The 23,637-nt window shown below is 71.0% G+C and carries 23 protein-coding genes; 6 read left to right on the top strand and 17 right to left on the bottom strand.

Annotation, left to right across the window (positions count from 1 at the left end; genetic code table 11):
- Positions 1-90: 90 nt before the first annotated feature.
- Positions 91-1,503: a Si-specific NAD(P)(+) transhydrogenase gene (sthA, locus tag FHX82_RS18390; protein ID WP_183176699.1), complete on the bottom strand. Its 1,413-nt coding sequence runs from the start codon at positions 1,501-1,503 to the stop codon at positions 91-93.
- 161 nt (positions 1,504-1,664) lie between these two features.
- Here sthA and FHX82_RS18385 point away from each other — a divergent pair, with 161 nt between their 5' ends.
- A complete protein-coding gene (locus FHX82_RS18385) occupies positions 1,665-3,761 on the top strand; it encodes a transglycosylase domain-containing protein (protein WP_183176698.1) in 2,097 nt (698 codons plus the stop codon).
- Between the two features lie 3 nt (positions 3,762-3,764).
- Here the strand turns inward: FHX82_RS18385 and FHX82_RS18380 are convergent, their stop codons facing one another.
- Positions 3,765-4,169, bottom strand: a complete 405-nt coding sequence (locus FHX82_RS18380) for an SsgA family sporulation/cell division regulator (protein WP_145933733.1) — start codon at positions 4,167-4,169, stop codon at positions 3,765-3,767.
- Positions 4,170-4,303: 134 nt separating this feature from the next.
- Between FHX82_RS18380 and FHX82_RS18375 the strand changes: the two genes are divergently transcribed.
- Both FHX82_RS18375 and FHX82_RS18370 read left to right on the top strand, forming a co-directional pair.
- A complete protein-coding gene (locus FHX82_RS18375) occupies positions 4,304-5,752 on the top strand; it encodes a YibE/F family protein (RefSeq protein WP_145933734.1) in 1,449 nt (482 codons plus the stop codon).
- A 78-nt stretch (positions 5,753-5,830) separates the two neighbouring features.
- Positions 5,831-6,121 (top strand): hypothetical protein, encoded by a 291-nt coding sequence (locus tag FHX82_RS18370; RefSeq protein ID WP_145933735.1) that lies wholly within the window; start codon positions 5,831-5,833, stop codon positions 6,119-6,121.
- On the opposite strand, the gene FHX82_RS18365 is transcribed toward FHX82_RS18370, so the two are convergent.
- Together FHX82_RS18365 and FHX82_RS18360 are read right to left on the bottom strand one after the other, a co-directional pair.
- Positions 6,078-6,752: a hypothetical protein gene (locus FHX82_RS18365; RefSeq protein ID WP_145933736.1), complete on the bottom strand. Its 675-nt coding sequence runs from the start codon at positions 6,750-6,752 to the stop codon at positions 6,078-6,080. The two genes, FHX82_RS18370 and FHX82_RS18365, sit on opposite strands and share 44 nt — an antisense overlap.
- On the bottom strand, positions 6,749-7,318 hold the full coding sequence (locus FHX82_RS18360; protein ID WP_145933737.1) for an MBL fold metallo-hydrolase: 570 nt from the start codon (positions 7,316-7,318) through the stop codon (positions 6,749-6,751). Before FHX82_RS18360 ends, FHX82_RS18365 begins: the two co-directional genes overlap by 4 nt.
- 125 nt (positions 7,319-7,443) lie before the next feature.
- Here FHX82_RS18360 and FHX82_RS18355 point away from each other — a divergent pair, with 125 nt between their 5' ends.
- Complete coding sequence (locus tag FHX82_RS18355) at positions 7,444-8,307, top strand: peptidylprolyl isomerase (protein ID WP_145933738.1); 864 nt, start codon at positions 7,444-7,446, stop codon at positions 8,305-8,307.
- Here the strand turns inward: FHX82_RS18355 and FHX82_RS18350 are convergent.
- The 12 genes from FHX82_RS18350 to pdxT all read right to left on the bottom strand — a co-directional run bounded on the left by FHX82_RS18350 (position 8,304) and on the right by pdxT (position 20,011).
- Positions 8,304-9,065 carry an enoyl-CoA hydratase/isomerase family protein gene (locus FHX82_RS18350; protein ID WP_145933739.1) on the bottom strand — a complete coding sequence of 254 codons (762 nt, stop codon included), beginning with the start codon at positions 9,063-9,065 and terminating at the stop codon, positions 8,304-8,306. The genes FHX82_RS18355 and FHX82_RS18350 overlap by 4 nt on opposite strands.
- A 22-nt stretch (positions 9,066-9,087) precedes the next feature.
- Positions 9,088-11,403 (bottom strand): RelA/SpoT family protein, encoded by a 2,316-nt coding sequence (locus FHX82_RS18345; RefSeq protein ID WP_145933740.1) that lies wholly within the window; start codon positions 11,401-11,403, stop codon positions 9,088-9,090.
- 147 nt (positions 11,404-11,550) lie between these two features.
- Complete coding sequence (locus tag FHX82_RS18340; RefSeq protein WP_145933741.1) at positions 11,551-12,069, bottom strand: adenine phosphoribosyltransferase; 519 nt, start codon at positions 12,067-12,069, stop codon at positions 11,551-11,553.
- Positions 12,070-12,071: 2 nt separating this feature from the next.
- Positions 12,072-13,274 carry a protein translocase subunit SecF gene (gene secF, locus FHX82_RS18335; protein WP_145933742.1) on the bottom strand — a complete coding sequence of 401 codons (1,203 nt, stop codon included), beginning with the start codon at positions 13,272-13,274 and terminating at the stop codon, positions 12,072-12,074.
- A gap of 1 nt (position 13,275) precedes the next feature.
- A complete protein-coding gene (gene secD / locus FHX82_RS18330) occupies positions 13,276-14,847 on the bottom strand; it encodes a protein translocase subunit SecD (RefSeq protein WP_145933743.1) in 1,572 nt (523 codons plus the stop codon).
- Between the two features lie 126 nt (positions 14,848-14,973).
- The gene (yajC, locus tag FHX82_RS18325; protein WP_145933744.1) at positions 14,974-15,366 is read right to left on the bottom strand and encodes a preprotein translocase subunit YajC; all 393 of its coding nucleotides are present in this window, start codon (positions 15,364-15,366) and stop codon (positions 14,974-14,976) included.
- A gap of 289 nt (positions 15,367-15,655) precedes the next feature.
- Positions 15,656-16,702 carry a Holliday junction branch migration DNA helicase RuvB gene (gene ruvB / locus FHX82_RS18320; protein WP_145933745.1) on the bottom strand — a complete coding sequence of 349 codons (1,047 nt, stop codon included), beginning with the start codon at positions 16,700-16,702 and terminating at the stop codon, positions 15,656-15,658.
- Positions 16,703-16,726: 24 nt separating this feature from the next.
- On the bottom strand, positions 16,727-17,320 hold the full coding sequence (ruvA, locus tag FHX82_RS18315; RefSeq protein WP_145933746.1) for a Holliday junction branch migration protein RuvA: 594 nt from the start codon (positions 17,318-17,320) through the stop codon (positions 16,727-16,729).
- Positions 17,317-17,910 carry a crossover junction endodeoxyribonuclease RuvC gene (gene ruvC, locus FHX82_RS18310; RefSeq protein ID WP_145933747.1) on the bottom strand — a complete coding sequence of 198 codons (594 nt, stop codon included), beginning with the start codon at positions 17,908-17,910 and terminating at the stop codon, positions 17,317-17,319. Before ruvC ends, ruvA begins: the two co-directional genes overlap by 4 nt.
- Positions 17,911-18,006: 96 nt before the next feature.
- Positions 18,007-18,540, bottom strand: a complete 534-nt coding sequence (locus tag FHX82_RS18305; protein ID WP_145933748.1) for a DUF4262 domain-containing protein — start codon at positions 18,538-18,540, stop codon at positions 18,007-18,009.
- Positions 18,541-18,632: 92 nt separating this feature from the next.
- On the bottom strand, positions 18,633-19,379 hold the full coding sequence (locus tag FHX82_RS18300; RefSeq protein WP_145933749.1) for a YebC/PmpR family DNA-binding transcriptional regulator: 747 nt from the start codon (positions 19,377-19,379) through the stop codon (positions 18,633-18,635).
- Between the two features lie 11 nt (positions 19,380-19,390).
- A complete protein-coding gene (pdxT, locus tag FHX82_RS18295; RefSeq protein WP_145933750.1) occupies positions 19,391-20,011 on the bottom strand; it encodes a pyridoxal 5'-phosphate synthase glutaminase subunit PdxT in 621 nt (206 codons plus the stop codon).
- 215 nt (positions 20,012-20,226) lie between these two features.
- Between pdxT and FHX82_RS18290 the strand changes: the two genes are divergently transcribed.
- The gene (locus FHX82_RS18290; protein WP_183176696.1) at positions 20,227-20,373 is read left to right on the top strand and encodes a hypothetical protein; all 147 of its coding nucleotides are present in this window, start codon (positions 20,227-20,229) and stop codon (positions 20,371-20,373) included.
- Between the two features lie 2 nt (positions 20,374-20,375).
- Here FHX82_RS18290 and pdxS read toward each other — a convergent pair whose 3' ends face one another.
- On the bottom strand, positions 20,376-21,284 hold the full coding sequence (gene pdxS / locus FHX82_RS18285) for a pyridoxal 5'-phosphate synthase lyase subunit PdxS (RefSeq protein WP_145933751.1): 909 nt from the start codon (positions 21,282-21,284) through the stop codon (positions 20,376-20,378).
- 218 nt (positions 21,285-21,502) lie between these two features.
- Here pdxS and FHX82_RS18280 point away from each other — a divergent pair, with 218 nt between their 5' ends.
- Positions 21,503-23,620 carry an elongation factor G-like protein EF-G2 gene (locus FHX82_RS18280; RefSeq protein WP_145933752.1) on the top strand — a complete coding sequence of 706 codons (2,118 nt, stop codon included), beginning with the start codon at positions 21,503-21,505 and terminating at the stop codon, positions 23,618-23,620.
- The last annotated feature ends 17 nt before the right edge of the window (positions 23,621-23,637 follow it).

The raw sequence follows: 23,637 nt of genomic DNA, 5'->3' as shown, positions 1-23,637 counted from the left end.
CGACCGCCGCGAGTCCCCGCCTTTGCGTCGCCGCGCAGCCCCTCCCCGGGCTCACTCCTCCCGGCTCGCCGCAGCTGGCCCCAACCCCGCTCAGCTCGTGAAACGCTCCAGGGCCCGGATCTTGTTCGTCGCGTCGAGGGCTGCCACCTTGTACGCCTCGGACAGGGTCGGGTAGTTGAACACCGCGTCCACCAGGTAGTCCACCGTGCCGCCGCAGCCCATCACCGCCTGTCCGATGTGGACGAGGTCCGTCGCGCCCGTGCCGAAGACGTGCACGCCCAGCAGCTTGCGGTCCGTCGTGGACACCAGCAGCTTGAGCATCCCGTACGAATCGCCCGCGATCTGGCCTCTCGCGAGCTCCCGGTACCGCGCCGTGCCCACCTCGTACGGCACCGACGACGACGTCAGCTCCGCCTCGGTCGCGCCGACGTACGAGATCTCCGGGATCGTGTAGATGCCGATGGGCTGCAGGTCGCCCAGCTCGTGCGCCGGCTCGTCGAACGCGTGGTACGCCGCCAGCCGGCCCTGGTCCATGGACGTCGCGGCGAGCGCGGGGAAACCGATGACGTCGCCGACGGCATAGATGTGCTCCACCGGCGTCCGGTAGTGCTCGTCGACCGTCAGCCTGCCGCGCCGGTCCGCCTCCAGGCCCGCCGCCGGCAGGTCCAGCTCGCCGGTCATCCCCTGCCGCCCCGCCGAGTACATCACCGCGTCCGCCGGGATGCGCTTGCCGCTCACCAGCGTCGTCACCGTCGAATGGTCCGACACCGCGACGTTCGCGACCTTCTCCCCGAAGCGGAACGTCACCGCGAGGTCACGCAGGTGGAACTTGAGCGACTCGACGATCTCCGGGTCGCAGAAGTCCAGCATCCGCTCCCGCTGCTCCACCACCGTCACGCGGCTGCCGAGCGCGGCGAACATCGACGCGTACTCGATCCCGATCACCCCGGCCCCCACCACGACCAGCGACGACGGGATGTCCTCCAGCTGGAGGATCTCGTCGGAGTCCAGCACGCGCGCCGCGTCGAAGTCGACCTCCGCGGGCCGCGCCGGGCGCGTCCCGGTGGCGATCACGATCTTCTCCCCCGACAGCGACCGCCGCTCGCCCCGGTTCGCCCCCTCCACCGCGACCGTGTGCGGGTCGAGGAACCGGCCCATGCCGCTCACCAGGTCCACGTGGTTGCGCAGCAGCTGCGCCCGCACCACCTGCACCTCGCGCCCCACGACGTGGTGCGTGCGCGCCAGCAGGTCCGCGATCGTGATGTCCTGCTTCACCCGGTAGCTGGCCCCGTACAGCTCCCGCTGGTTCATCCCGGTGAGGTACAGCACCGCCTCGCGCAGGGTCTTCGAGGGGATGGTGCCGGTGTTGACGCAGACGCCGCCGACCATGTCCTGCCGGTCGATCACCGCCACCCGCTTGCCCAGTTTCGCGGCCGCGATCGCCGCCTTCTGCCCGCCAGGGCCGGAGCCGATGACGATCAGGTCGTAGTCGTATTCGCCCACGCGCACAGCCTGGACACCGGCGGGGTCACACGCAAGGCTCCCGGAACGAATCTTTACCGAACCATGGGAAAAGCACCCGCGAGGTCAAGGAAAAACCAGCGACCGGTAAACGCTTCCGGGCGCAACAAGGGCCTCACCCAATAGTGGCTATCGTCGCGGTCGTGCAGCTTTCCCGTAATGTGCCCCGGTTCCTCGGTTCGTGTGCGATCGCCGGCGTGCTGGTCGCCGGCGTGGTGGCTCCGGTGGCGATGGGGGCGGGAGTCCTGTCCAACGAGGTCAGCGATTCCGTGGACGGGATCTCCGCTTCACTGGCCACGAGCCAGCAGCCCCTCGTCACCACGGTCACCGACCGCGACGGCAATCCCATCGCCACGCTCTACGACCAGTACCGCCTGCCCGTGACCTACGACCGGATCGCGCAGACCATGACGGCCGCGATCGTGTCGGTGGAGGACCGCCGGTTCTGGTCCGAGGGCGGCGTCGACCCGAAGGGCATGGTGCGCGCCGCCCTGCACGACAGCTCGGGCAGCGGCGGCACGCAGGGTGGTTCCACAATCACCCAGCAGTACGTGAAGAACTACCTCATCAACGTGGTGGACCGGGGCAACAAGGCGGCCCAGTACGCCGACCGCGCCGACAGCATCGCGCGCAAGCTGCGCGAGGCGAAGATCGCGGTCCAGCTCGGCCAGACCGAGTCCAAACAGGACATTCTGAGCGGCTACCTGAACGTGGTCGAGTTCTCCGGCAACATCTACGGCATCGGCGCCGCAGCGCACGCGTACTTCGGCACCACGCCGGACAAGCTCAACGTGCAGCAGGCCGCGTTGCTCGCGGGCATGGTGAACAACCCGAACCTGTACAACCCGTACACACACCCGCAGCAGGCACTGGAACGGCGCAACACGGTCATCGACGACATGGTGAGCAACCGCGTCCTGGCCGCGAAGGACGCCGAAATCGCCAAGGCCAGCCCGCTCGGCGTGGTAGACAACGGGCCGGACATCCCGTCCAGCACCTGCATGGGCGCCCCCGCGGACGCCGGTTTCTTCTGCGCCTACGCGGAAAGCTACCTGCAGCAGGCCGGGTTCACCGCCGACCAGCTGGAAACCGGCGGCTACACCATCAAGACCACCATGGACCCGGTGGTGAGCCAGACCGTCAAGGACGCCGTGGACGCGAACGTGCCCACGACGCAGAACGGCGTGGCCAACACGTTCGCCGTGGTGCGGCCCGGCCAGCAGACCCACGAGGTGCTGGCGATGGTCGCGAACCGCAACTACGGCACGGATCCCGCGAAGGGCGAGACGTCGACCAACATCGTCGCCAACGCCAGCAACGTGTTCGGCTCCGGGTCGTCGTTCAAGATCTTCACCTCCGCCGCGGCGATGGCGGCCGGGGTCGCGGGGCTCGACACCCCGCTGCCGAACGCATCGGGCCAGTGCTTCACCCAGCCCGGCGCGAACCAGTACACCGCGCAGTACTGCGTGCAGAACGACGGGAACTACCCGGACCCGATCTCGTTGCGCGACGGGCTCGCGACGTCACCGAACGTCGCGTTCGTGGGGCTGGAGCAGAAGGTCGGGATGCCCGCCGTGCTGGACATGGCGCGCAAGCTGGGCCTGCGCAACTCCCTGAACACCAACGTCGCGGGCGCCACGCCCGACCCGTCCTCGAAGGACACCCGCTACAGCGAGCCGCAGACGCAGTACTTCCAGGACAAGCTCTCGTTCACCCTGGGCAACAGCCCGGTGAGCCCGCTGGAGATGTCCAACGTGTCCGCCACGCTCATGAGCGGCGGCGTGTGGTGCCCGCCGAACCCGATCCTGTCGGTCACCGACCGCAACGGCCAGCCGGTGCCGGTGAAGCAGCAGGGGTGTGAGCAGGTCGTGCCGGTCGGGCTGGCCAACACCCTCGAAGCGGGGCTGAGCCAGGACACGATCAGCGGCACCTCGGCCGCCGCGGCGCGCGCCGCGAACTGGAACCACCCGGACATCGGCAAGACCGGGACGACCCAGTTCAGCGAGTCGGTCGCGTTCGTCGGCGGCGTCGACGACTACGCCGTGGCGTCCATGGTGTTCGCCGACGGCTCGCACCCTCAGGAGATCTGCCCCGGCAACCCGGTGCACCTGGGCAACTGCGGGCACGGCGCGTTCGGTGGCACGGTGGCCGCGCCGCCGTACTTCCACGCGTTCAACCAGCTGCTCGCGGGCAAACCGGACATCCCGATCCCGGCCGCCGACCCGCAGTACCTGCGGTAGCGGTCAGACGTTCATCACCTGGGCGATGAACCCGTCGACGTCGAGCAGCCCGCTCTCGGCGCCGACGGGCACCACGCCGCAGGTCGACTCGACGAACCGCTCGACGTCCTCGCGGCGCATCTCCACCACCGCGTAGCCGTCGGGCGACTCGAGCTCGATCACCATGAGCTGGTGCTCGTAGGCCAGGTCCGGGCGCACCCGCACGTCGCCGAGCCCGGCGGGCTCCCGCAGCCCGTCCACGAGCAGGTCGCGGGCGAAGGACCACTCGATCCAGCGGCCGCGTTCGGTCCGGAACGCGAGCGTCACGACGTACGGCTCGCGGGCCACATAGGACCATCGGGAGAAGACGGGTGTCCGGCATCCGTTGAGCGTGACGAACTGGTGCTGTTCCACGTGATCGGTGCGCACGGCTGTCCTCCCGTCCACGAACCCTGTCATCGGGGAGACGCCGCAACGCCCCGGACGTTACAGGGATCCGGCGAAGTGTCCCGCCGGACGACCCCGCGGTGCCGGGGCCGCGACTCGCTGTGCACGATAACCCCGTGGCACGTGACGACCTCGCCGACGCGGAGACCGGTCCCATCCGCCGGATCCCCGCCGAGCCCCCGCGTGCCCGGGAACAGGCGCCCCGGCGCAAGCCCGAGACCCGGCGGGCACCCGGCAAGCCCGAGCGGCCGAAGACCGAGCAGCCGAAAGCCAAGCAGCCGAAGACCGGGCCGCGGAAGCCGCCCGCGAAACGCCACGCCGCACCGGCAGGACACGGGCACGGCCATGGCCACGGACACGGCCCAGCCGCTCCGGCGTCGAAGCGCGTCCGGCTGCTGCTGACGTGGCTGCTCGCGCCGCTCGCGGTGGCCGCCGTCGCCGGGATGGTCGTGCTCTACCCGTGGGGCCAGGCGAAGCCCACTGGCACCTACGCCCAGGGCGTGCCAGTGCACGGCACGATCACCACCGCGACGAGCGGGCCGTGCCTCGCGCCCGGTCAGGTCCACGTCGGCGACGGCCGGCCCGACCCGGACCAGAAGCCGTGCCTCACCGTGGACGTGGCGCTCTCCGACGGCGCCGCCGCCGGTTCCAGCGTGGAGCTCGTCGTGCCGGTCGAGCCCAGCACCCCGCGCTTCGCCGCGAACGACAAGGTCGTGCTGGCCTACAACAACGGCGACCCGAAGGACCCCAGCTCGTACCAGATCGTCGACTTCCAGCGCGGGCTGCCGCTGGCGGTGCTCGCCGCGCTGTTCGCCGTCGCCGTGGTCCTGCTGGGCCGCTGGCGCGGCGTCGCGGCCCTCGGCGCGCTCGTGCTGAGCTTCGTGGTGCTGGTGCTGTTCGTGCTGCCGGCGATCCTGGCGGGCGAGAACCCGCTGCTGGTGGCGATCGTGGGCGCCGGGGTGATCATGTTCGTCGCGCTGTACGTGACGCACGGCGTCTCGGCCCGCACGTCCGTCGCGGTGCTGGGCACGCTGGCCAGCCTCGTGCTCATCGGGGTGCTGTCGGTGATCTTCTCCGTCGCCTCGTCGCTCACCGGGCTCGACGACAGCACGTCGACGCTGATCGGGACGCTCGGGCACGGCATCGACGCCCGCGGGCTGCTGCTCGCCGGCATCGTCATCGGCGCGCTCGGCGTGCTGGACGACGTCACCGTCACCCAGACCAGCGCGGTGTGGGAGCTGCGGCGCGCGAACCCCGATCTCGGCTGGCGCGAGCTGTACCGGGCGGGGCAGCGGATCGGGCGCGACCACGTCGGCTCGGCGGTCAACACACTCGTCATGGCCTACGCCGGGGCCGCGCTGCCCGTGATGCTCTACTCGTCGCTCTCCGGCGTCGGGCTGGGCACGATCCTCAGCTCGCAGGACGTGGCGGAGGAGATCGTCCGCACGCTCGCGGGCAGCGTCGGAATCGTCGCCGCCGTTCCGGTCACCACGGCGCTGGCCGCGCTCATCGCGAGGCGTGAACAGGTTCCCAGCGACCACAGCAGCCCCACGAGTGAGCAGTAGTCACAGGTCACGGCCCCGGTGCGGGGCGCCGGGAGAAGGTGGGGTACGAAGACCGGCAAGCGAACAGAGGGGTCTCGCATGGATCTCGCACTGCCGCGACGCCTGTCCCGCGCCGCCCGGACCACCGTGCAGGCCTTGTGGAGCCTGCCCCGGCTGACCACCGTCCTGACCGAGCTGCGGGACGCCGTGAAGCAGATCGAACGGCTCGCCACGTTCGCCGCGCAGGAGCTGCCGGAGCTCGTCTACCAGTTGGAGAGCGTCCGCGAGCAGCTCGCGGCGATCGAGCGGCGCCTGGCCGCGCAGTCGAACGGGCAGCCGGGCGAGGTCAGTCCAGGTGCGCGACGAAGCGGCTCACGGCGTCCATCGTGAACCGCTGCGCGAGCCGCCCGGATGGCGCCGCCGACGCGAGCCGGTAGAGCGGGCGCCCCGCGGCGGCCTCGCCCCGCGCCTCCGCCCGCAGCTGTGCCACGAGCAGCTCGGCGAACACCATGCCGTTGGCCTCGGTGTTGTTCATCAGCGCGTTCGCCAGCCGCCGCAGCGCCAGCACGTTCAGCTCGCGCCCGCCCGTCCCGGCGTACACCGCCACGTCGACCTTCGCGGTCCGGCCGCGCTGGCGGGCGTTGAACAGCAGGCTCACCGTGCGCATCCCGCGCACGTCGGTCACCAGCAGGTCGATGCGGCTCGCCTGGACGACGTCCACACGGCGCGTGCGCCAGGTGCGCACCAGCAGCGTGGTGCCTTCGAGCCAGATCCGGCGCCGGGCCGCGAACACCACGACGTAGACCAGCGGCAGCGCGACCACGGCCGCGACCACCAGCCCGGCGACCTGGCCGCCGATCAGCCCGGCGACCCCGCCGAACGCGGCAGCGAACACGACGGCCCCGATGAGCCCCGACAGCAGCCTGCGCCTGCGCAGCCGCGGTTCCTCCTGGTGCAGCGGCAGCCGCTCCGGCTCGGGCGTCCTGGCCGGGTTCTTCCGCTCGTTGCTCGGCTCGGTCACCGGGCCACCGCCGCCTGGCGCCGCTCGCGCCCGATCGTCGTCGCCGCGCCGTGCCCGGGCAGCACCACCGTGTCGTCGGGCAGGGGCAGCAGCGTGTCGCGCAGCGACGCGGCGAGCACCTCCTGGTCGCCGCGGCCGACGGAACCGGCGAACAGGGTGTCACCGGTGAGCACCAGGCGTCCCCCTTCCGGGGTGTCGAGGCGGAACACGACGGAACCGGGAGTGTGCCCCGGGGTGTGCGCGACGCCGACCGTCAGCCCGGCGACGGCGAGGCTCTCCTCGCCGAGATCACAAGTGGATATCGGCACGAGCGGGCTGTCGGCGGGGTGGAGCCACACCGGGATCCCGTGCCGCTCCGCGAGCGGGCCCGCGGCGTCCACGTGATCGGGATGGCCGTGCGTGAGCAGCACCGCTTCCGGCGTCAAACCGTGTTCCCCCAACGCTTTCCCCACCGGTCCGGCGGCCTCCTGCCCCGGGTCGACCACCACGCACGGGCCACCGGCTTCGGGGGCGAGCAGGTAACAGTTCGCTCGGAGCGCGCCGGTCGCGAACCCGACGACGAGCACGAAAAGCCACCTCCAGTCAGTCCGGCGCGTCCACCCTAACCGGCCCTGTACGGGGTTCTCACAGGCTGTGCCCATAGACTGCCGCCACCCGATCGGTGAAGTCGAGCAGATTCTGGAGGGGGCAGGTGGCGACCAACCAGCAGCGCCGTGAAGCCGCGAAGCGCAAACTGGAACGGCAACTCGTCCGCCGCGCCGAGCGCGCCCGCCGACGCAAGATCATCGGCGTCGGTGCGACGGTGGGCGTGGTGGTCGTGGTCGCCGGGTTGGTGGTCTTCTTCGTGACGCAGGGCGGCGGGAGCGACTCGACGACGGCGGCGGACCAGACGAGCGCGCCGGAGAGCAGCGCCATCCAGATCCCGACACAACGCGTCACCGAGGCCGCCCGCCCCACGCCGCTGCCGAACCCGACCACGTGCAACTACCCGGCGTCGACCGACCAGCAGAGCACCAAGAAGGCGACCCCGCCGGACGGCAAGAACGTCCCCTCCACCGGCACGGTGAACGTGACGCTCAAGACCACCGCGGGCGACATCCCGCTGACGCTGGACCGCGCGCTCGCCCCCTGCACGGTGAACAGCTTCCTGAGCCTGATCAACCAGGGCTTCTACACCGACAGCTCGTGCCACCGCCTGGGCACCGAGGGGCTGCAGATGCTGCAGTGCGGCGACCCGACGGGCACCGGCATGGGCGGGCCCGGCTACACGATCCCGGACGAGAACTTCGCCCAGCTGACCTACGGCCGCGGCGTTCTCGCGATGGCGAAGACGTCCCAGCCGAACAGCGGCGGCAGCCAGTTCTTCATGGTCTACGGTGACGCGCAGCTCGACCCCGACTACACCGTCTTCGGGTCCATTTCGGACGCCGGGCTGCAGGTGCTGGACAAGGTCGCCCGCGACGGCGTCGACCCGGCTTCCGCGGCGCAGAGCCAGGACGGCACGGGTGCGCCCAAGACCCCGGTGAAGTTCACCGGGGCCACAGTGGACGCTTAGCGGAACCGCGGAGGGCGGCGCTCCAGGAAGGCCGCGACGCCCTCCGCGTAGTCCGCCCCGTGCACGGCGGCGGAGCGGATCCCCTCGATCTCGGCGTCGGTTTCCCCTTGTCCCGCCAGGATCTTCTCGATGACGCGGTTCATTCCCCGGATCGACGTCTGCGAACGCGAGCAGAGGACTTCCACGAACGCGGCGACCTCGTCGTCGAGTGCGTCGAAGACGTCGTTGACCAGACCGATCTCCCGCGCCCTGGTGGCGTCGATCAGCTGTCCGGACAGCAGGAAGTACCGCGCGTGCGCGGGCCCGATCAGCGAGACCAGCTGCCGCGTGGACAGGAAGTCGTAGACGATGCCGAGTTTCGCCGGCGTGATGCCGAACCGCGCGCCGGGCGCGGCGAACCGGAAGTCGCACGCCACGGAAACCTGGCAGCCGCCGCCGATGCAGTTGCCGCGGATCACCGCGATGCTCGGCTTGCGCAGGCTCGTGAGCGCCGACACCGCCTCCTCGACGGCCTTGTCGTAGACGGCCGCACCGTCCGCAGTGGACCGTAGCGAACGGAACTCGCTGATGTCCGCGCCCGCCGAGAAGTCCGCGCCCGCGCCGGTGAGCACGAGCACCTTGAGCGCCGGATCGGCCTCGACCTCCGCCACGATCCCGGGAACCGCCGACCACATCTCGTGCGTGATCGCGTTCTTCTTCTCCGGCCGCGTGAAGGTCAGCCTGCCGACCGCCCCGTCGCGGGTGAACTCCAGACTCATACGGGCACTGTAACGACGGAGATCAGGACGCCGACGTGACGCGGTACACGTCGTAGACGCCCTCCACGCCGCGGACCACCTTCAGCACGTGGCCCAGGTGCTTGGGGTCGCCCATCTCGAACGAGAACCGGCTCACCGCCACCCGGTCGCGGGACGTCGTGACCGACGCCGAGAGGATGTTGACCTTCTCGTCGGCCAGCACCTTCGTCACGTCCGACAGCAGCCGGTGCCGGTCGAGGGCCTCGACCTGGATCGACACCAGGAACACCGAGTTCTCCGACGGCGCCCACTCCACCTCGACCAGCCGCTCGGGCTGGTTGCGCAGGTCCTCGGCGTTCGTGCAGTCCGTGCGGTGCACGCTCACGCCACCACCGCGTGTGACGAACCCCAGGATCTCGTCGCCCGGCACGGGGGTGCAGCAGCGGGCGAGCTTCGCCCACACGTCACCCGCCTCCTTGACGATCACGCCGACGTCGTTGGAGCCGCGGCGCCGGGCCACCGTCGACGGCGTCGAGCGGGCGGCCAGCTCCTCCTCGGCCTCCTCGACCCCGCCGATCAGCGCGACGAGCCGCTGCACGACGTGCTTCGCGCTGGTGTGGTTCTCCCCCACCGCGGCGTACAGCGAGCTGATGTCCGGATGCCGCAGCTCGGCGGCCAGCGCCCCCATGGACTCCGCGGTGACCAGGCGCTGCATCGGCAGCCCGACCTTGCGGATCTCCTTGGTGATCGCCTCCTTGCCCGCCTCGATCGCCTCGTCGCGACGCTCCTTGGCGAACCACTGGCGGATCTTCGCGCGTGCCTTCGGCGAGCGGGCGAACGTCAGCCAGTCCCGGCTCGGGCCCGCGTTCTCCGCCTTCGACGTGAAGATCTCGACGACGTCGCCGTTCTCGAGCTTGCGCTCCAGCGCGACGAGCCTGCCGTTGACGCGCGCGCCGATGCAGCGGTGACCGACCTCGGTGTGCACGGCGTAGGCGAAGTCCACGGGCGTGCCGCCGACGGGCAGCGTGACCACATCGCCCTTCGGCGTGAACACGAAGATCTCGCGCGCGGCCAGCTCGTAGCGCAACGAGTCGAGGAACTCACCCGGGTCCGCGGCCTCGCGCTGCCAGTCGAGCAACTGCCGCATCCACGCCATCTCGTCGATGTCGACAGTGTTGCCACTGTGCGTGCCGCGGGTTTCCTTGTACCGCCAGTGCGCCGCGATGCCGTACTCGGCGGTGTGGTGCATCTCGTAGGTGCGGATCTGCACTTCGAGCGGCTTGCCGTCCGGGCCGATCACGGTGGTGTGCAACGACTGGTAGACGCCGTAGCGGGGCTGGGCGATGTAGTCCTTGAAGCGGCCGGGCATCGGCTGCCACAGCGCGTGCACGACACCCATGGCCGCGTAGCAGTCGCGCACGTCCTCGACGAGGATCCGCACGCCCACCAGGTCGTGGATGTCGTCGAGGTCGCGGCCGCGGACGATCATCTTCTGGTTGATCGAGTAGTAGTGCTTGGGCCTGCCCTCGACCTTCGCGGTGATCCGCGAGTTGCCCAGGCTCAGGTTCAGCTCGTCGATCACCTTGCGCAGGTAGATGTCGCGCGACGGCGCGCGGTCGGCGACCAGGCGCACGATCTCGTCGTACTTCTTCGGCTGCAGGATCGCGAACGCGAGGTCCTCCAGCTCCCACTTGACCGTCGCCATGCCGAGCCGGTGCGCGAGCGGGGCGAGGACCTCCAGGGTCTCCTTCGCCTTGCGCGCCTGCTTCTCCGGCGGCAGGAACCGCATCGTGCGCATGTTGTGCAGGCGGTCGGCGAGCTTGATGACGAGCACCCGCGGGTCCCGGGCCATCGCGATGACCATCTTGCGGATGGTCTCGGCCTCGGCGGCCGTGCCGAGCTTGACCTTGTCCAGCTTGGTGACGCCGTCGACGAGCTGCGCGACCTTGTCGCCGAAGTCCTCGGCCAGCTGCTCGACGGAGTAACCGGTGTCCTCGACCGTGTCGTGCAGCAGGGCGGCGACCAGCGTGATGGTGTCCATGCCCAGCTCGGCGAGGATGGTGGCGACCGCGAGCGGGTGCGTGATGTACGGGTCGCCGGACTTGCGCCGCTGGTCGCGGTGCAGCTCTTCGGCGACGTCGTAGGCCCGCTGCAGCAGGCTCAGGTCCGCGTTCGGGTGCAGCTCGCGGTGGATCGCGGCGAGCGGCTCCAGCACCTGCTTGACGGAGGCGGCGCGCTGTGCGGTGATCCGCCGGGCGAGCCGGGCGCGGACCCGCCGCGTGGCCGAGGGCGCCCTGGTCACACCCTGGTGGGTCAGCGCGTTGTCGGCGGGCGCTGAGGCGTCGAGCTCCTGGCTCACCCGCACCTCCTGCTCTCGCGACGAGTCCTCTGGAACAACAAGCGTAACGCGAGTGGGCCGGACGGGTTCGTGATCCCTCCCGCCGGCCCGGCGGCCTGCGCCGAACGGGCGGGTTGCGCGCCGGACGGCGGGGTCAGGCGCGCGCGGTCACACCGTGCGCAGCGCGTGCACTTCCCGGCCTTCGAGCACCGCGCGGCCGCCCAGTGCGGCCAGCTCCAGCACCACCGACACGCCGGACACCACCGCGCCCGCCTTCTCCAGCAGCTCGCACGCCGCGTTGACCGTGCCGCCCGTGGCCAGCACGTCGTCGACCACCGCGACGTGCGCGCCCGGTGCCACGACGTCCTCCGGCAGCTCCAGCGACGCCGTGCCGTACTCCAGCGCGTAGTCCACCCGGCCCGCGACCGACGGCAGCTTGCCCGGCTTGCGGACCAGCACCACGCCGAGCCCGCGGGCGTAGCCGACGGCGGCGGCGAGCACGAACCCGCGTGCCTCCACCGCGGCCAGCAGCTCCACCTCCGGGCTCAGCGTGCCGGCGAGCGCGTCCGCCACCGCCCGGAACCCCGGACCGCTCGCGAAGAGCGGCGACAGGTCCCGGAACAGCACACCGGGCTCGGGGAAGTCCGGGACGTCGGCGATCAGGCCGAGCGCCGCGTCGAGCTCCATGCTCAGCGCTTCCGCTTGCCCGACGGGCGGCCCCGGCGCGCCTGCGGACGCGAACCCGCCTTCGGGCTCCGCGTCGCACCCGCACCGGCGTACGCCTTCTCCTTGCCCGGCTCCTCGTCGTCACCCGTGAAGTCGTCTTCGAGGGCCTCGCGCTCGGCGGCCTTGCGCGCCAGGTTCGCGCGCCGGGCGTGCACGCGCTCGGCCTGCTGCTTGAACTTCGGGTCCCGCATCTTGAGGTCGACCAGCAGCGGCGTCGCCAGGAACAGCGATGACAGCACGCCGGCCAGCATGCCGGTGAGCTGGACGAGCGCGAGGTCCTGCAGCGTGCCCGAGCCGAGCAGGAGGTAGCCGACGATCAGCAGGCCCAGCACCGGCAGCAGCGCGATGATGGACGTGTTGATCGAGCGCATCAGGGTCTGGTTCAGCGCCAGGTTCGCGGTCTCGGCGTACGTGCGGCGCGTCAGCCCGAGCAGGCCCCGCGCGTTCTCCTTCACCTTGTCGAACACCACGACGGTGTCGTAGAGGGAGAACCCGAGGATCGTGAGCAGGCCGATCACCGTCGCCGGGGTGACCTCGAAGCCCACCAGCGAGTAGACGCCCGCGGTGACCACGATGTCGTGGATCAGTGAGATCAGCGCCGCGATGGCCATCCAGCGTTCGAAGTAGATCGCCAGGAAGACCGTCACCAGCACCATGAACACGGCGAGCGCGATCAGCGCCTGCCGCGAGATCTCCCCGCCCCACGACGCGCTCACCGCGCTGTCGCTGATGGCCTGGACACTGGGCTGGCCGTTGGAGCCGATCGGCTGCAGCTGCTGGAACAGCGCCTGCTCGACCTTCGAGACGTCGTTCTCGTCCAGCGCCTCGGACCGGATCTGGACGGTGGCGGCGTTGCCCACGCCGACCGTCTGCGCCGAAGCGGCCTGCTTGCCCAGCGTGTCCGCGAACACCTGCTTGGCCTGGTCGGCCGTGATGGTGCCGTGTGCGCCGTGCGCCGGCATCTGCAGCTGCGTGCCGCCCTCGAACTCGATGCCGAGGTTGAACCAGCGGATGCCAATCGAGGCGATGCAGACGAGCACCAGCAGCGCGAAGAAGACGTACCACCGCTTGCGCTTGCCGACGATGTCGAACGCGCCACTGCCGACGTAGAGCCGGTGGAACACACTGCCCTTCGCGGCGGGCGTGCTCTGTTCGGGGCTGGCCACCTCACGCCTCCTTCGCGGCCGCGGCGGCGGCTTTCCGTGCGGTCCGGCGCTCGTCGGCGAGGTGCTGCACGCCGCCGAGCCCGGTCAGCTTGGGGTTGGACAGGAACTTCGACTTGGACGCGAGCGCGACCAGCGGGTGGGTCACGAGGAACACCACGACCAGGTCCAGCACGGTCGACATGCCGAGGGTGAACGCGAAGCCCTGCACGTCGCCGACCGCGATCGCGTACAGCACCGCGGAGGCGAGGAACAGGATCGCGTCGGAGGCCAGGATGGTGCGCCGCGCCCGGGTCCAGCCGCGCGGCACCGCGGACCGGAACGTGCGGCCCTCGCGTATCTCGTCCTTGAGCCGTTCGAAGAACACGACGAACGAGTCCGCCGTGACACCGATCGAGATGATGAACCCGGCGACGCCCGCGAGGTCGAGCGTGAAGCCGATCCAGCGGCCCAGCAGCACCAGCACCGAGTACACGACCAGCCCGGACAGGGCCAGCGAGACGATCGTGAGCGCGCCGAGCAGCCGGTAGTAGAACAGGCAGTACACGAACACCAGCGCCAGGCCGAGGCCGCCCGCGATGAGCCCGGCCTTCAGCGAGGCGAGGCCGAGCGTCGCCGACACCGTGGTGGCGTCCGAGGACGTGAACGACAGCGGCAGCGAGCCGTACTTGAGGACGTCGGCGAGGTCCTTGGTCTGCTGCTGGGTGAAGCTGCCGCTGATCTGGGTGTTGCCGTCGACGATCGCGCTCTGGATCGTGGGCGCCGAGACCACCTGCGTGTCCAGCACGAACGCGGCGCGCTGGTTGATGTTCTTGGTGGTGAAGTCGGCCCAGGTCTGGCGGCCACCGGACTTGAAGGTCAGGTCGACGGTCCAGCCGGGCTTGTTCTGCGCCGGCGGCGAGGACACCGCGTTGTCGATCTCCGTGCCCTGCAGGAACACCGGGCCCAGGAGGTACTTCTCGCTGCCGTCCTGGTTGCAGGCCAGCAGCGGCAGGTTCGGGTCGTCGTTGCCACGCAGCGGGTCCTGGGCCGAGCAGGTGAACGCGGCCAGCGCCTGCTGCGCGGTGGCCGACTCGGCGAGGCTGTCGCCGGTGCCGGTGACCAGCCCCGGGTCCTGGCGGGTGGCCTTGGCCTGCTGGATCTGCGCGGGCGACTGGTCGTCGGCCCCGGGCGCGGCCGGCGTGGGCGGGGTGGTGGGCGTCTGGGCTTCGAGCACCTTGCGGAAGCCCAGCTTCGCCGTCTGCCCCAGCTTCTTCGCCTGGTCGCCCTGCTCGCCGGGCACGGTGATGACGATGTTGTTGCCGTCGAGGATGACCTCGGTGCCGCTCACGCCGATGCCGTTGACCCGCTTCTCGATGATCTGGCGGGCCTGGTTGAGCGAGTCCTTCGACGGGGCGGACCCGTCGGGCGTGCGCGCGCTGAGCGTGACCCGCGTGCCGCCCTGCAGGTCGATGCCCAGCTTCGGCGTCGGCTTCCCGCCGCCGGTGAAGAACACCAGCGCGTAGAGCACGACCACGATCAGGACGAAGATGCTCAGATAGCGTCCCGGGCGGATCCGCCCGGCCGGTGGTGCCACGGTGGTCGTTCTCCTCGGGAAAAGTCAGCTCAGCCCAGTGTCAGCTTCGAGACACTACTCGGTGCTGCGTGAGCGCAGCGTTGTGCCCCCGGCGCCGCTTCGGCGCCAGGGGCTCGGCGGCCCGGCCTACTTCTTGCCGTGCTCCAGCGGAGGCGCGATCTGGGCGCCCGACTTCTCCTCGACCGGGGTCTCGTCGACGGCGGTGACCGTGGTGGTCTCCTCGTCGTCGGCGTCGATCTCCTCGACCTCGTCCACCGGGGGCGCGACCTTCTCACGCACCGCCTGGCGCAGCCAGGTGGTGACGACGCCCGGCGCGATCTCGATGTCGATCGTGGTCTCGTCGCTGGTGTTGGCCACCGTGCCGTACAGCCCCGACGTGGTCATCACGCGGTCACCCTCGGACAGGCTCGACTGCAGGTTCTGCTGCTCCGCAGCGGCGCGCTTCTGCTTGCGGCTACCCAGCACGAGTGGGATGGCCACGACGATGATGAGGAGCAACGGCAGCAAGAGCTGGTTCATGATTCTCCATTCGGCACACGCGGCGCGCGCACCCATTTGTCCGGATGTGCTCCATCGAGTGTGCCAGGTGCACCCGTGGATCTCACCAACGGCGTCTCGATTGTCTTTCCGAGCGGCGGAGCCGCCGGCGGTGGGGCCGTCAGCTCGCACCGCCGCGGGTTCTCAGCGGTCTTCTCGCGAGGACAGCGCCGACGTGGTGACCTGGCGGTCATGAGGAGGCGATCCCGGAGCGAGAAGGCCGCTGAGGTTCCGCCACCCGCACGCTACGCAAACCACTTCCCACCATACGTCAGTCGAACAGCGTCGACTGGTCCGAGCGGCCGTAGTCCGGAGGGGGACGGAGGCCGAGGTGCTCCCACGCGGCCGCCGTGGCGACCCGTCCTCGTGGAGTCCGGGCGAGCATACCCGCGCGCACGAGGTACGGCTCGCACACCTCTTCGACGGTGGTCGGCTCCTCCCCTACCGCGACCGCGAGCGTGGACACCCCCACCGGGCCGCCGCCGAACGACTGGACCAGTGCCCGCAGCACCGCCCTGTCCAGCCGGTCCAGGCCCAGCTCGTCCACGTCGTAGACCTCCAGCGCGGCCCGCGTGACGTCGAGCGTGATGCGCCCGTCGGCCCGCACCTCCGCGTAGTCGCGCACGCGGCGCAGCAGCCGGTTCGAGATCCGGGGCGTGCCGCGCGAGCGCCGCGCGATCTCGGCGCTGGCCGCCGGGTCGATCTCGATGCCGAGGATGGCCGAGGCGCGGCGGACCACCTGGTCCAGCTCGTCGTCGGCGTAGAACTCCATCTGGCCGGTGAAGCCGAAGCGGTCGCGCAGCGGCCCGGTCAGCGCGCCGGACCGCGTGGTGGCCCCGACCAGCGTGAACGGGGCGATCTCCAGCGGGATGCTGGTGGCGCCGGGCCCCTTGCCGACCACCACGTCGACGCGGAAGTCCTCCATCGCCAGGTACAGCATCTCCTCGGCGGGACGGGCGATGCGGTGGATCTCGTCGATGAACAGCACGTCGCCCTCGGCGAGGTTCGACAGCATCGCGGCCAGGTCCCCGGCCCGCTCCAGCGCGGGCCCGGAGGTGATCCGGATGGCGGCGTCCAGCTCGGCGGCGATGATCATCGCGAGGCTCGTCTTGCCGAGCCCGGGCGGGCCGGACAGCAGCACGTGGTCCGGCGGGACACCGCGGCGCCGGGCGCTCTCCAGCACCAGCTCCAGCTGCTCGCGGACCCGGGGCTGGCCGACGAACTCCGCCAGGTGACGCGGGCGCAGCGTCTTCTCCACCTCGCGCTCGCCCGTCTGGGGCAGCGCCGAGAGGGTCTCGTCGGCGTCGAAATCGGTCACGCTGTCATCGTGCACGCCGCCGGCCTAGCCCTTGCGGCCGAGGGTGGTGAGCGCGGCGCGCAGCACGGTGGCGGTGTCGCTGGCCTCGCCCGCGGCCAGCACCTTCTCCACGGCCTGTTCGGCCTGCTTGGCGGGGAACCCGAGGCCGGTGAGCGCCTCGACGACCTCGGCGCGCACGGCCGAGCCCGCCACCGGCACGGTCTCCCCGGTGCCCGCCGCCGCGGTGACCTTGTCACGCAGTTCGAGCGACAGCCGCTCGGCACCCTTGCGGCCGATGCCGGGCACCTGCGTGAGCACCGTGATGTTGCCTTCGGCGAGCGCGGTGCGCAGCTTGTCCGGGTCGAGCACGGCGAGCGCGGCCAGCGCGAGCCGCGGCCCGATGCCGGACACCGTCTGCAGCAGCGTGAACAGCTCGCGCGCCTCGGCCTCGGCGAACCCGAACAACGTCAGCGAGTCCTCGCGCACCACGAGCGCCGTGTGCAGGCGGGTCTGCTCGCCGCGGCGCAGCGTCGCGAGCGTCGACGGCGTGGCCTGCACGGCCAGCCCGACCCCGCCGACCTCGACGACCACGTGGTCGAGCCCGACCGACAGCACCTCCCCGCGCACCGACGAGATCATCGCGCCGCCCCCTTCGTCTTCTCCGCCTTCGCCGCCTTCGCGGCCGCGGCCAGCCGCGCCCGGTGCTTCTTCGCCAGCTCCGCCGCCCGCGCCTCGGCCTCCGCGAGGCGGGCCCGCATCGGCTCCCGCCACAGGTGGCAGATCGCCAGCCCCAGCGCGTCCGCCGCGTCGGCGGGGCTGGGCGCCTCGGCGAGCCCGAGCAGCCGGGTCACCATGTCCGTGACCTGCGCCTTGTCCGCGCGGCCGGAGCCGGTGACGGCCGCCTTCATCTCGCTCGGCGTGTGGAACACGACGGGCAGCCCGCGCCGCGCCGCGCTCAGCGCGACCACGCCGCCCGCCTGGGCAGTGCCCATCACGGTACGCACGTTGTGCTGGCTGAACACGCGCTCCACAGCGACCGCCTCGGGCCGGTAGCGATCGAGCCACTCCTCGACGGCGTCGGAGATCTGCAGCAGGCGGTTGGCGAGGGTCGCGTCGACGGGCGTGCGCACGACGTCCACCGCCACGCAGCGGACCTTCCGGCCGGTGCCGCCGTCCACCACCCCGAGCCCGCACCGCGTCAGCCCGGGGTCGACTCCCAGCACCCGCACCCTGTTTCCGCCCTTCCGCGTCCGAACACCAGTTCGGAGGCTACCGGGTGGGAGCGCCGGTGCCGGACAGGACTCGCCGGGGCGTCGCGCTGTCCACTATGGACCGTCGACGCCCGGGGTCCAGCTTTCGGGGCGGCCGCTGGCGGTGAGCACCGGCTGCCACGCGGCGAAGCCCTCGGGCGCGTCCTCGCTCCACGGCCACTTGCCCTCGGGCGTGGGCACGATGATCTGCACCGCGGGGAAGTCCCCGTCGGGGTAGACGAGAAAGGCGCTGCCGAAGTACTCGGGGTAGTGCCCGGGGTTGACCTGCTCGAAGACCACCGGGACGTTCTCGAAGAAGTCGTCGTAGATCCGGCCCGGCTCGAACGGCCCGGCCGTGGCGGCCCGGTCCACATAGGCGTCCAGCAGCACGTGCGCGACCTGTTCGGGCAGGCCGACGACGACCGCCTCCGGCACCTGGTGCAGCGCCCAGACGCACGCGGTGAAGCAGTAGCCGGATCCCTTGTCGTCACTGGGAACCGAGATGACCGCGTTGCCCCGGCGCTCCGCCTCGGCGACGATCCACTCGAGGAGTTCGTGATCTTCGGGGGCGAGCACCTCGGTCGTCGTCTCGGTCGTCACGGCGGCCATTCTGCCGCACCGTTGCACGCAATCACAGGGCCGGTGCGCAAAAAAAATCCCGGCATGCCTGGCACACCGGGATTTCTCGCTCGATCGTGGGACTAGACCTCCGCGAGGACGTCGTCGGGTACATCGAAGTTCGCATACACGTTCTGCACGTCGTCGCAGTCCTCCAGCGCGTCGATCAGCTTGAAGACCTTCTTCGCGCCGTCGACGTCGAGCGGGACGCTGACCGAAGGCAGGAAGCTCGCCTCGGCCGACTCGTAGTCGAAACCGGAGTCCTGGAGCGCCTTGCGGACCGCCACGAGGTCGGTGGCCTCGGAGACGATCTCGAAGCTGTCCCCGAGGTCGTTGACCTCCTCGGCGCCCGCGTCGAGGACCGCCATCAGCACGTCGTCCTCGGACAGGTCGTTCTTCGGCATGAGCACGACGCCCTTGCGGTTGAACAGGTACGCCACCGAGCCCGGGTCGGCGAGCGAGCCGCCGTTGCGGGTCAGCGCGGTGCGGACCTCGGACGCCGCGCGGTTGCGGTTGTCGGTGAGGCACTCGATGAGCACCGCGACGCCGTTGGGGCCGTAACCCTCGTAGTTGATGGTCTGCCAGTCGGCGCCGCCGGCCTCTTCCCCGGCGCCGCGCTTGCGGGCGCGCTCGATGTTGTCCTGCGGCACCGAGTTCTTCTTCGCCTTCTGGATGGCGTCGTAGAGCGTCGGGTTGCCGTCCGGGTCGCCCCCGCCGGTCCGCGCGGCGACCTCGATGTTCTTGATGAGTCTCGCGAACAGCTTGCCACGCTTGGCGTCGAGGGCGGCCTTCTTGTGCTTGGTGGTAGCCCACTTGGAGTGGCCGCTCATCTCTCCTCCATCTACTTCGTTTCGCGCACCATTGTCACGAAGAGCCGGTGCACGCGCTCGTCCCCCGTCAGTTCCGGATGGAAGGCGGTGGCGAGCACCGGCCCCTGCCGGATCGCGACGATCCTAGCGGCCGCGTCCCCGGCGTCGGGCGTCTCGGGCACCCTGGCCAGTATTTCCACCCCGTCGCCGGCCTTCTCCACCCAGGGGGCGCGGATGAACACGGCGTGCACGGGGCCGCCGTCGAGGCCTTCGAAGTCGAGGTCGCCCTCGAAGGAGTCGACCTGCCGGCCGAAGGCGTTGCGCCGCACGATGACGTCCAGCCCGTCGAGTTGCCGCTGGTCGGGCCTGCCGTCGAGGACCTGCCGGGCGAGCAGGATCATCCCGGCGCACGAGCCGTAGGCCGGCATCCCGGCGGCGATGCGCTCGCGCAGCGGTTCGAGCAGCTCGAAGGTCTCCAGCAGGCGGGACATCGTGGTCGACTCCCCGCCGGGCAGGACGATCCCGTCCACTTCCGCCAGCTCGGCGGGCCGCCGCACGGGCCGGACCCGCGCCCCGGCGTGCTCCAGCGCGGCGGCGTGCTCGCGCACGTCCCCCTGCAGGGCGAGCACCCCGATCACCGGTTTCGTGGTCACGTGACCTCCTCGTTCCCACTGTAGGCCGTGGCGTGTCGCGGCGGCACTGACGTGCGCTGACGTGCAAGGACGCGGTTTTTCGGCCCGCGGGGTGGGGCTAGCCTTGGAGCCATGACGATGGCCGAGATCCTCGAGGACATGGACCGGTACCGGGACGGCGGCATTCCCGGCCACCTGATCGTCGCCTCCGTGCGTGAGGACCGGGAGAACGCCGGATGAGCACCGCGCACTTCGTCCTGGACGCCTCCGCGGCCATCGCGGCGCTCACCGGAAAGAGCCCGGACCCGGCATTGCGCCGCCGCGTCCTCGGTGGGCACGCCGCGGCACCCGAGCTGTTCGACCTCGAGCTGTACGCCGCCTGAGGTCACCAGCCTCGTTCGGCCAGGCGGTGCGGCTCCGGCACGTCGTCGACGTTGATGCCGACCATCGCCTCGCCCAGGCCGCGCGACACCTTCGCGATCACGTCCGGGTCGTCGTGGAACGTCGTCGCCTTCACGATCGCCTCCGCGCGCTTCGCCGGGTTGCCCGACTTGAAGATGCCCGAGCCGACGAACACGCCTTCCGCGCCCAGCTGCATCATCATCGCCGCGTCGGCCGGGGTCGCGATGCCGCCCGCGGTGAACAGCACCACCGGCAGCTTGCCCCGCTCCGCCACCTCGCGGACCAGCTCGTACGGCGCCTGCAGCTCCTTCGCCGCGACGTACAGCTCGTCCTCCGGCAGCGACGTCAGCCGCTTGATCTCGGCGCGGATCCTGCGCATGTGGGTGGTCGCGTTGGACACGTCGCCCGTGCCGGCCTCGCCCTTCGAGCGGATCATCGCCGCGCCCTCGTTGATCCGCCGCAGCGCCTCGCCGAGGTTCGTCGCCCCGCACACGAACGGCACGGTGAACGCCCACTTGTCGATGTGGTTCGCGTAGTCGGCGGGCGTGAGCACCTCGGACTCGTCGATGTAGTCCACGCCGAGCGACTGCAGCACCCGCGCCTCGACGAAATGCCCGATGCGGGCCTTCGCCATCACCGGGATCGAGACGGCCTCGATGATCCCGTCGATGAGGTCGGGATCGCTCATCCGCGCCACCCCGCCCTGCGCGCGGATGTCGGCGGGCACGCGCTCCAGCGCCATCACGGCCACCGCGCCCGCGTCCTCGGCGATCTTGGCCTGCTCGGCCGTGACCACGTCCATGATCACGCCGCCCTTGAGCATCTCGGCCATACCGCGCTTGACACGGGCCGTGCCGCGTTCGGGGACGGGAGTGGAAGCAACTTCGGACACGGGTCGACGCCTTTCCAACGTGCGGAACGGGATTACGTCCAGTCTAGGTCGAGGTGGACCGCTCACCCAGGCCAATAAGCCCCTATCTCGGAAGGCCACTTTTCCCGCCGCGAGGGGCAGACGGGTGGCCTGGTGGACGCGGGGTTGCCGGGGCGTGTCCTACGGGTGTGTGATCGGGGGCACACCCGCACCCGCATCGAAGTCCCGGGAGGCCTGCCATGGCCGAGAAGCAGCCCAAGACCGGAGACGCCGGGGCCGCGGTCGCTGTGGACGACCCGCGCAACCTGCGCAACGTCGTCCTGGTCGGCCCTTCCGGTTCGGGCAAGACCACTCTCACCGAGGCCCTGCTCGCCGTGTCCGGCACCGTGAGCAGGGCCGGTTCCGTCACCGAGGGCACCACGGTCTGCGACCACGACCCGGCCGCGGTGCGTCAGCAGCGTTCCGTCGGGCTGTCGGTCGCCCCGGTGCTGCACGGCGACGTGAAGATCAACCTGATCGACACCCCCGGCTACGCGGACTTCGTCGGCGAGCTGCGCGCCGGGTTGCGCGCGGCGGACGCGGCGCTGTTCGTGGTGAGCGCGGCCGAGGGGGTCGACCCCGCGACCGTGACGTTGTGGGACGAGTGCGCCGCGGTCGGCATGCCGCGCGCGGTGGTCATCGCGCGCACCGACCACCAGCGGGCCGACGTGACGGGCGAGATCGCCGCGTGCCAGGAGGCGTTCGGCGCCGGCGTGCTCCCGCTGTACCTGCCGGCCAGCGGCGGCACGGGCCTGATCGGGCTGATCACGCAGCGGCTCTACGACTACTCGAACGGCTTCCCGCCGGTGCTCGGCGAACCCGATCCGGCGGACCTCGACCGGCTCACCGAGGCCCGCAACGAACTGATCGAGGGGATCATCGCCGAGAGCGAGGACGAGGGTCTGATGGACCGCTACCTCGCCGGTGAGGAGATCCCTGAGGAGACGCTGATCTCCGACCTCGAAAAGGCCGTCGCGCGCGGCAGCTTCCACCCGGTCATCCCGGTGTGCGCGACCAGCGGGCTCGGCCTCGCCGAGGTGCTCGACGGGATCGCGCGCGCGTTCCCGTGCCCGCTGGAGCACCCGCTGCCCGAGGTGAGCGAGCTCGACGGCAGCCCACACGAGGAGCTGCGCGCGGACCCGGACGGGCCGCTCGCGGCCGAGGTCGTCCGCACGGCGGTGGACTCCTACGTGGGGCGCGTGTCGCTGGTCCGCGTCTTCTCCGGCACGCTGCGGCCCGAGCGGCCGGTGCACGTGTCCGGGCACGGGCTGGCCGAACGCGGACACGAGGACCACGACGCGGACGAGCGCGTCGCGCACCTGTACTCGCCGCTCGGGGCGAACCTGCGCGAGGTGCCGTACTGCGTCGCGGGCGACCTGTGCGCGTTGACGAAGATCGGCTCGGCGGAGACCGGGGACACGGTGTCCGCGCCGGAACACCCCCTGCTGATGCGGCCGTGGACGATGCCAGAGCCGCTGCTGCCGGTGGCGATCGTGGCACGCAACCGCAGCGACGAGGACACCTTGGCGCGCAACCTGTCGCGGTTGGTGGCGGGCGATCCGACGCTGCGGCTGGAGCGCAACGCCGAGACGGCGCAGCTCGTGCTGTGGTGCATGGGCGAGGCACACGCGGACGTCGTGCTGTCGCGGCTGCGCGCCGGGGGCGCCGAAGTGGACACCGAGCCGGTGAAGGTCAGCCTGCGCGAGACGTTCGCCCGCCCCGCCAAGGGGCACGGGCGGCACGTCAAGCAGTCCGGCGGCCACGGGCAGTACGCCGTGTGCGACATCGAGGTCGAACCACTGCCCCGCGGGTCGGGCTTCGAGTTCGTGGACCGGATTGTCGGCGGCGCGGTGCCGCACCAGTTCATCCCCAGCGTCGAGAAGGGGGTGCGGGCGCAGCTGCAGCGCGGGCTGGCGACGGGCAACCCGGTCGTCGACGTGCGGGTGACGCTGGTGGACGGCAAGGCACACAGCGTCGACTCCTCCGACGCCGCGTTCCAGACCGCGGGCGCGCTCGCGCTCAAGGACGCGGCCGCGAACACCCGGATCGTGTTGCTCGAACCACTCGACACGGTGACCGTGCTCCTGCCCGACGACCACCTGGGCGCCGTGCTCGGTGACCTGTCGTCGCGGCGGGGCCGCGTGCTCGGCACGGAGTCCGCGTCGGGCGGACGCACCGTCGTGCGCGCCGAGGTCCCCGCGACGGAGCTCCTGCGCTACGCGACGGATCTGCGCTCACTCACCTCGGGGACCGCGAGCTTCACGCGCGAGCACTGCCGCTTCGACCCGATGCCGGAAGGGGTGAAGACCGGGGTCTGACAGGCGGGCGGGAAGCG

Source organism: Amycolatopsis bartoniae, assembly GCF_014191255.1.
Lineage (GTDB): Bacteria > Actinomycetota > Actinomycetes > Mycobacteriales > Pseudonocardiaceae > Amycolatopsis_E > Amycolatopsis_E bartoniae.
Note: the sequence above shows the minus strand (reverse complement) of the source record. Positions and strands in the feature narration are given on the sequence as shown.

Bases quoted from the DNA above. Each gene is read 5' to 3' on its own strand.
- FHX82_RS18370 (WP_145933735.1), top strand. From the start codon at position 5,831: ATGGATCTCGCACTGCCGCGACGCCTGTCCCGCGCCGCCCGGACCACC.
- FHX82_RS18350 (WP_145933739.1), bottom strand. From the start codon at position 9,065: ATGAGTCTGGAGTTCACCCGCGACGGGGCGGTCGGCAGGCTGACCTTC.
- FHX82_RS18340 (WP_145933741.1), bottom strand. From the start codon at position 12,069: ATGGAGCTCGACGCGGCGCTCGGCCTGATCGCCGACGTCCCGGACTTC.
- yajC (WP_145933744.1), bottom strand. From the start codon at position 15,366: ATGAACCAGCTCTTGCTGCCGTTGCTCCTCATCATCGTCGTGGCCATC.
- ruvA (WP_145933746.1), bottom strand. From the start codon at position 17,320: ATGATCTCGTCGGTGCGCGGGGAGGTGCTGTCGGTCGGGCTCGACCAC.
- FHX82_RS18305 (WP_145933748.1), bottom strand. From the start codon at position 18,540: ATGGCCGCCGTGACGACCGAGACGACGACCGAGGTGCTCGCCCCCGAA.
- FHX82_RS18300 (WP_145933749.1), bottom strand. From the start codon at position 19,379: ATGAGCGGCCACTCCAAGTGGGCTACCACCAAGCACAAGAAGGCCGCC.
- FHX82_RS18290 (WP_183176696.1), top strand. From the start codon at position 20,227: ATGAGCACCGCGCACTTCGTCCTGGACGCCTCCGCGGCCATCGCGGCG.
- FHX82_RS18280 (WP_145933752.1), top strand. From the start codon at position 21,503: ATGGCCGAGAAGCAGCCCAAGACCGGAGACGCCGGGGCCGCGGTCGCT.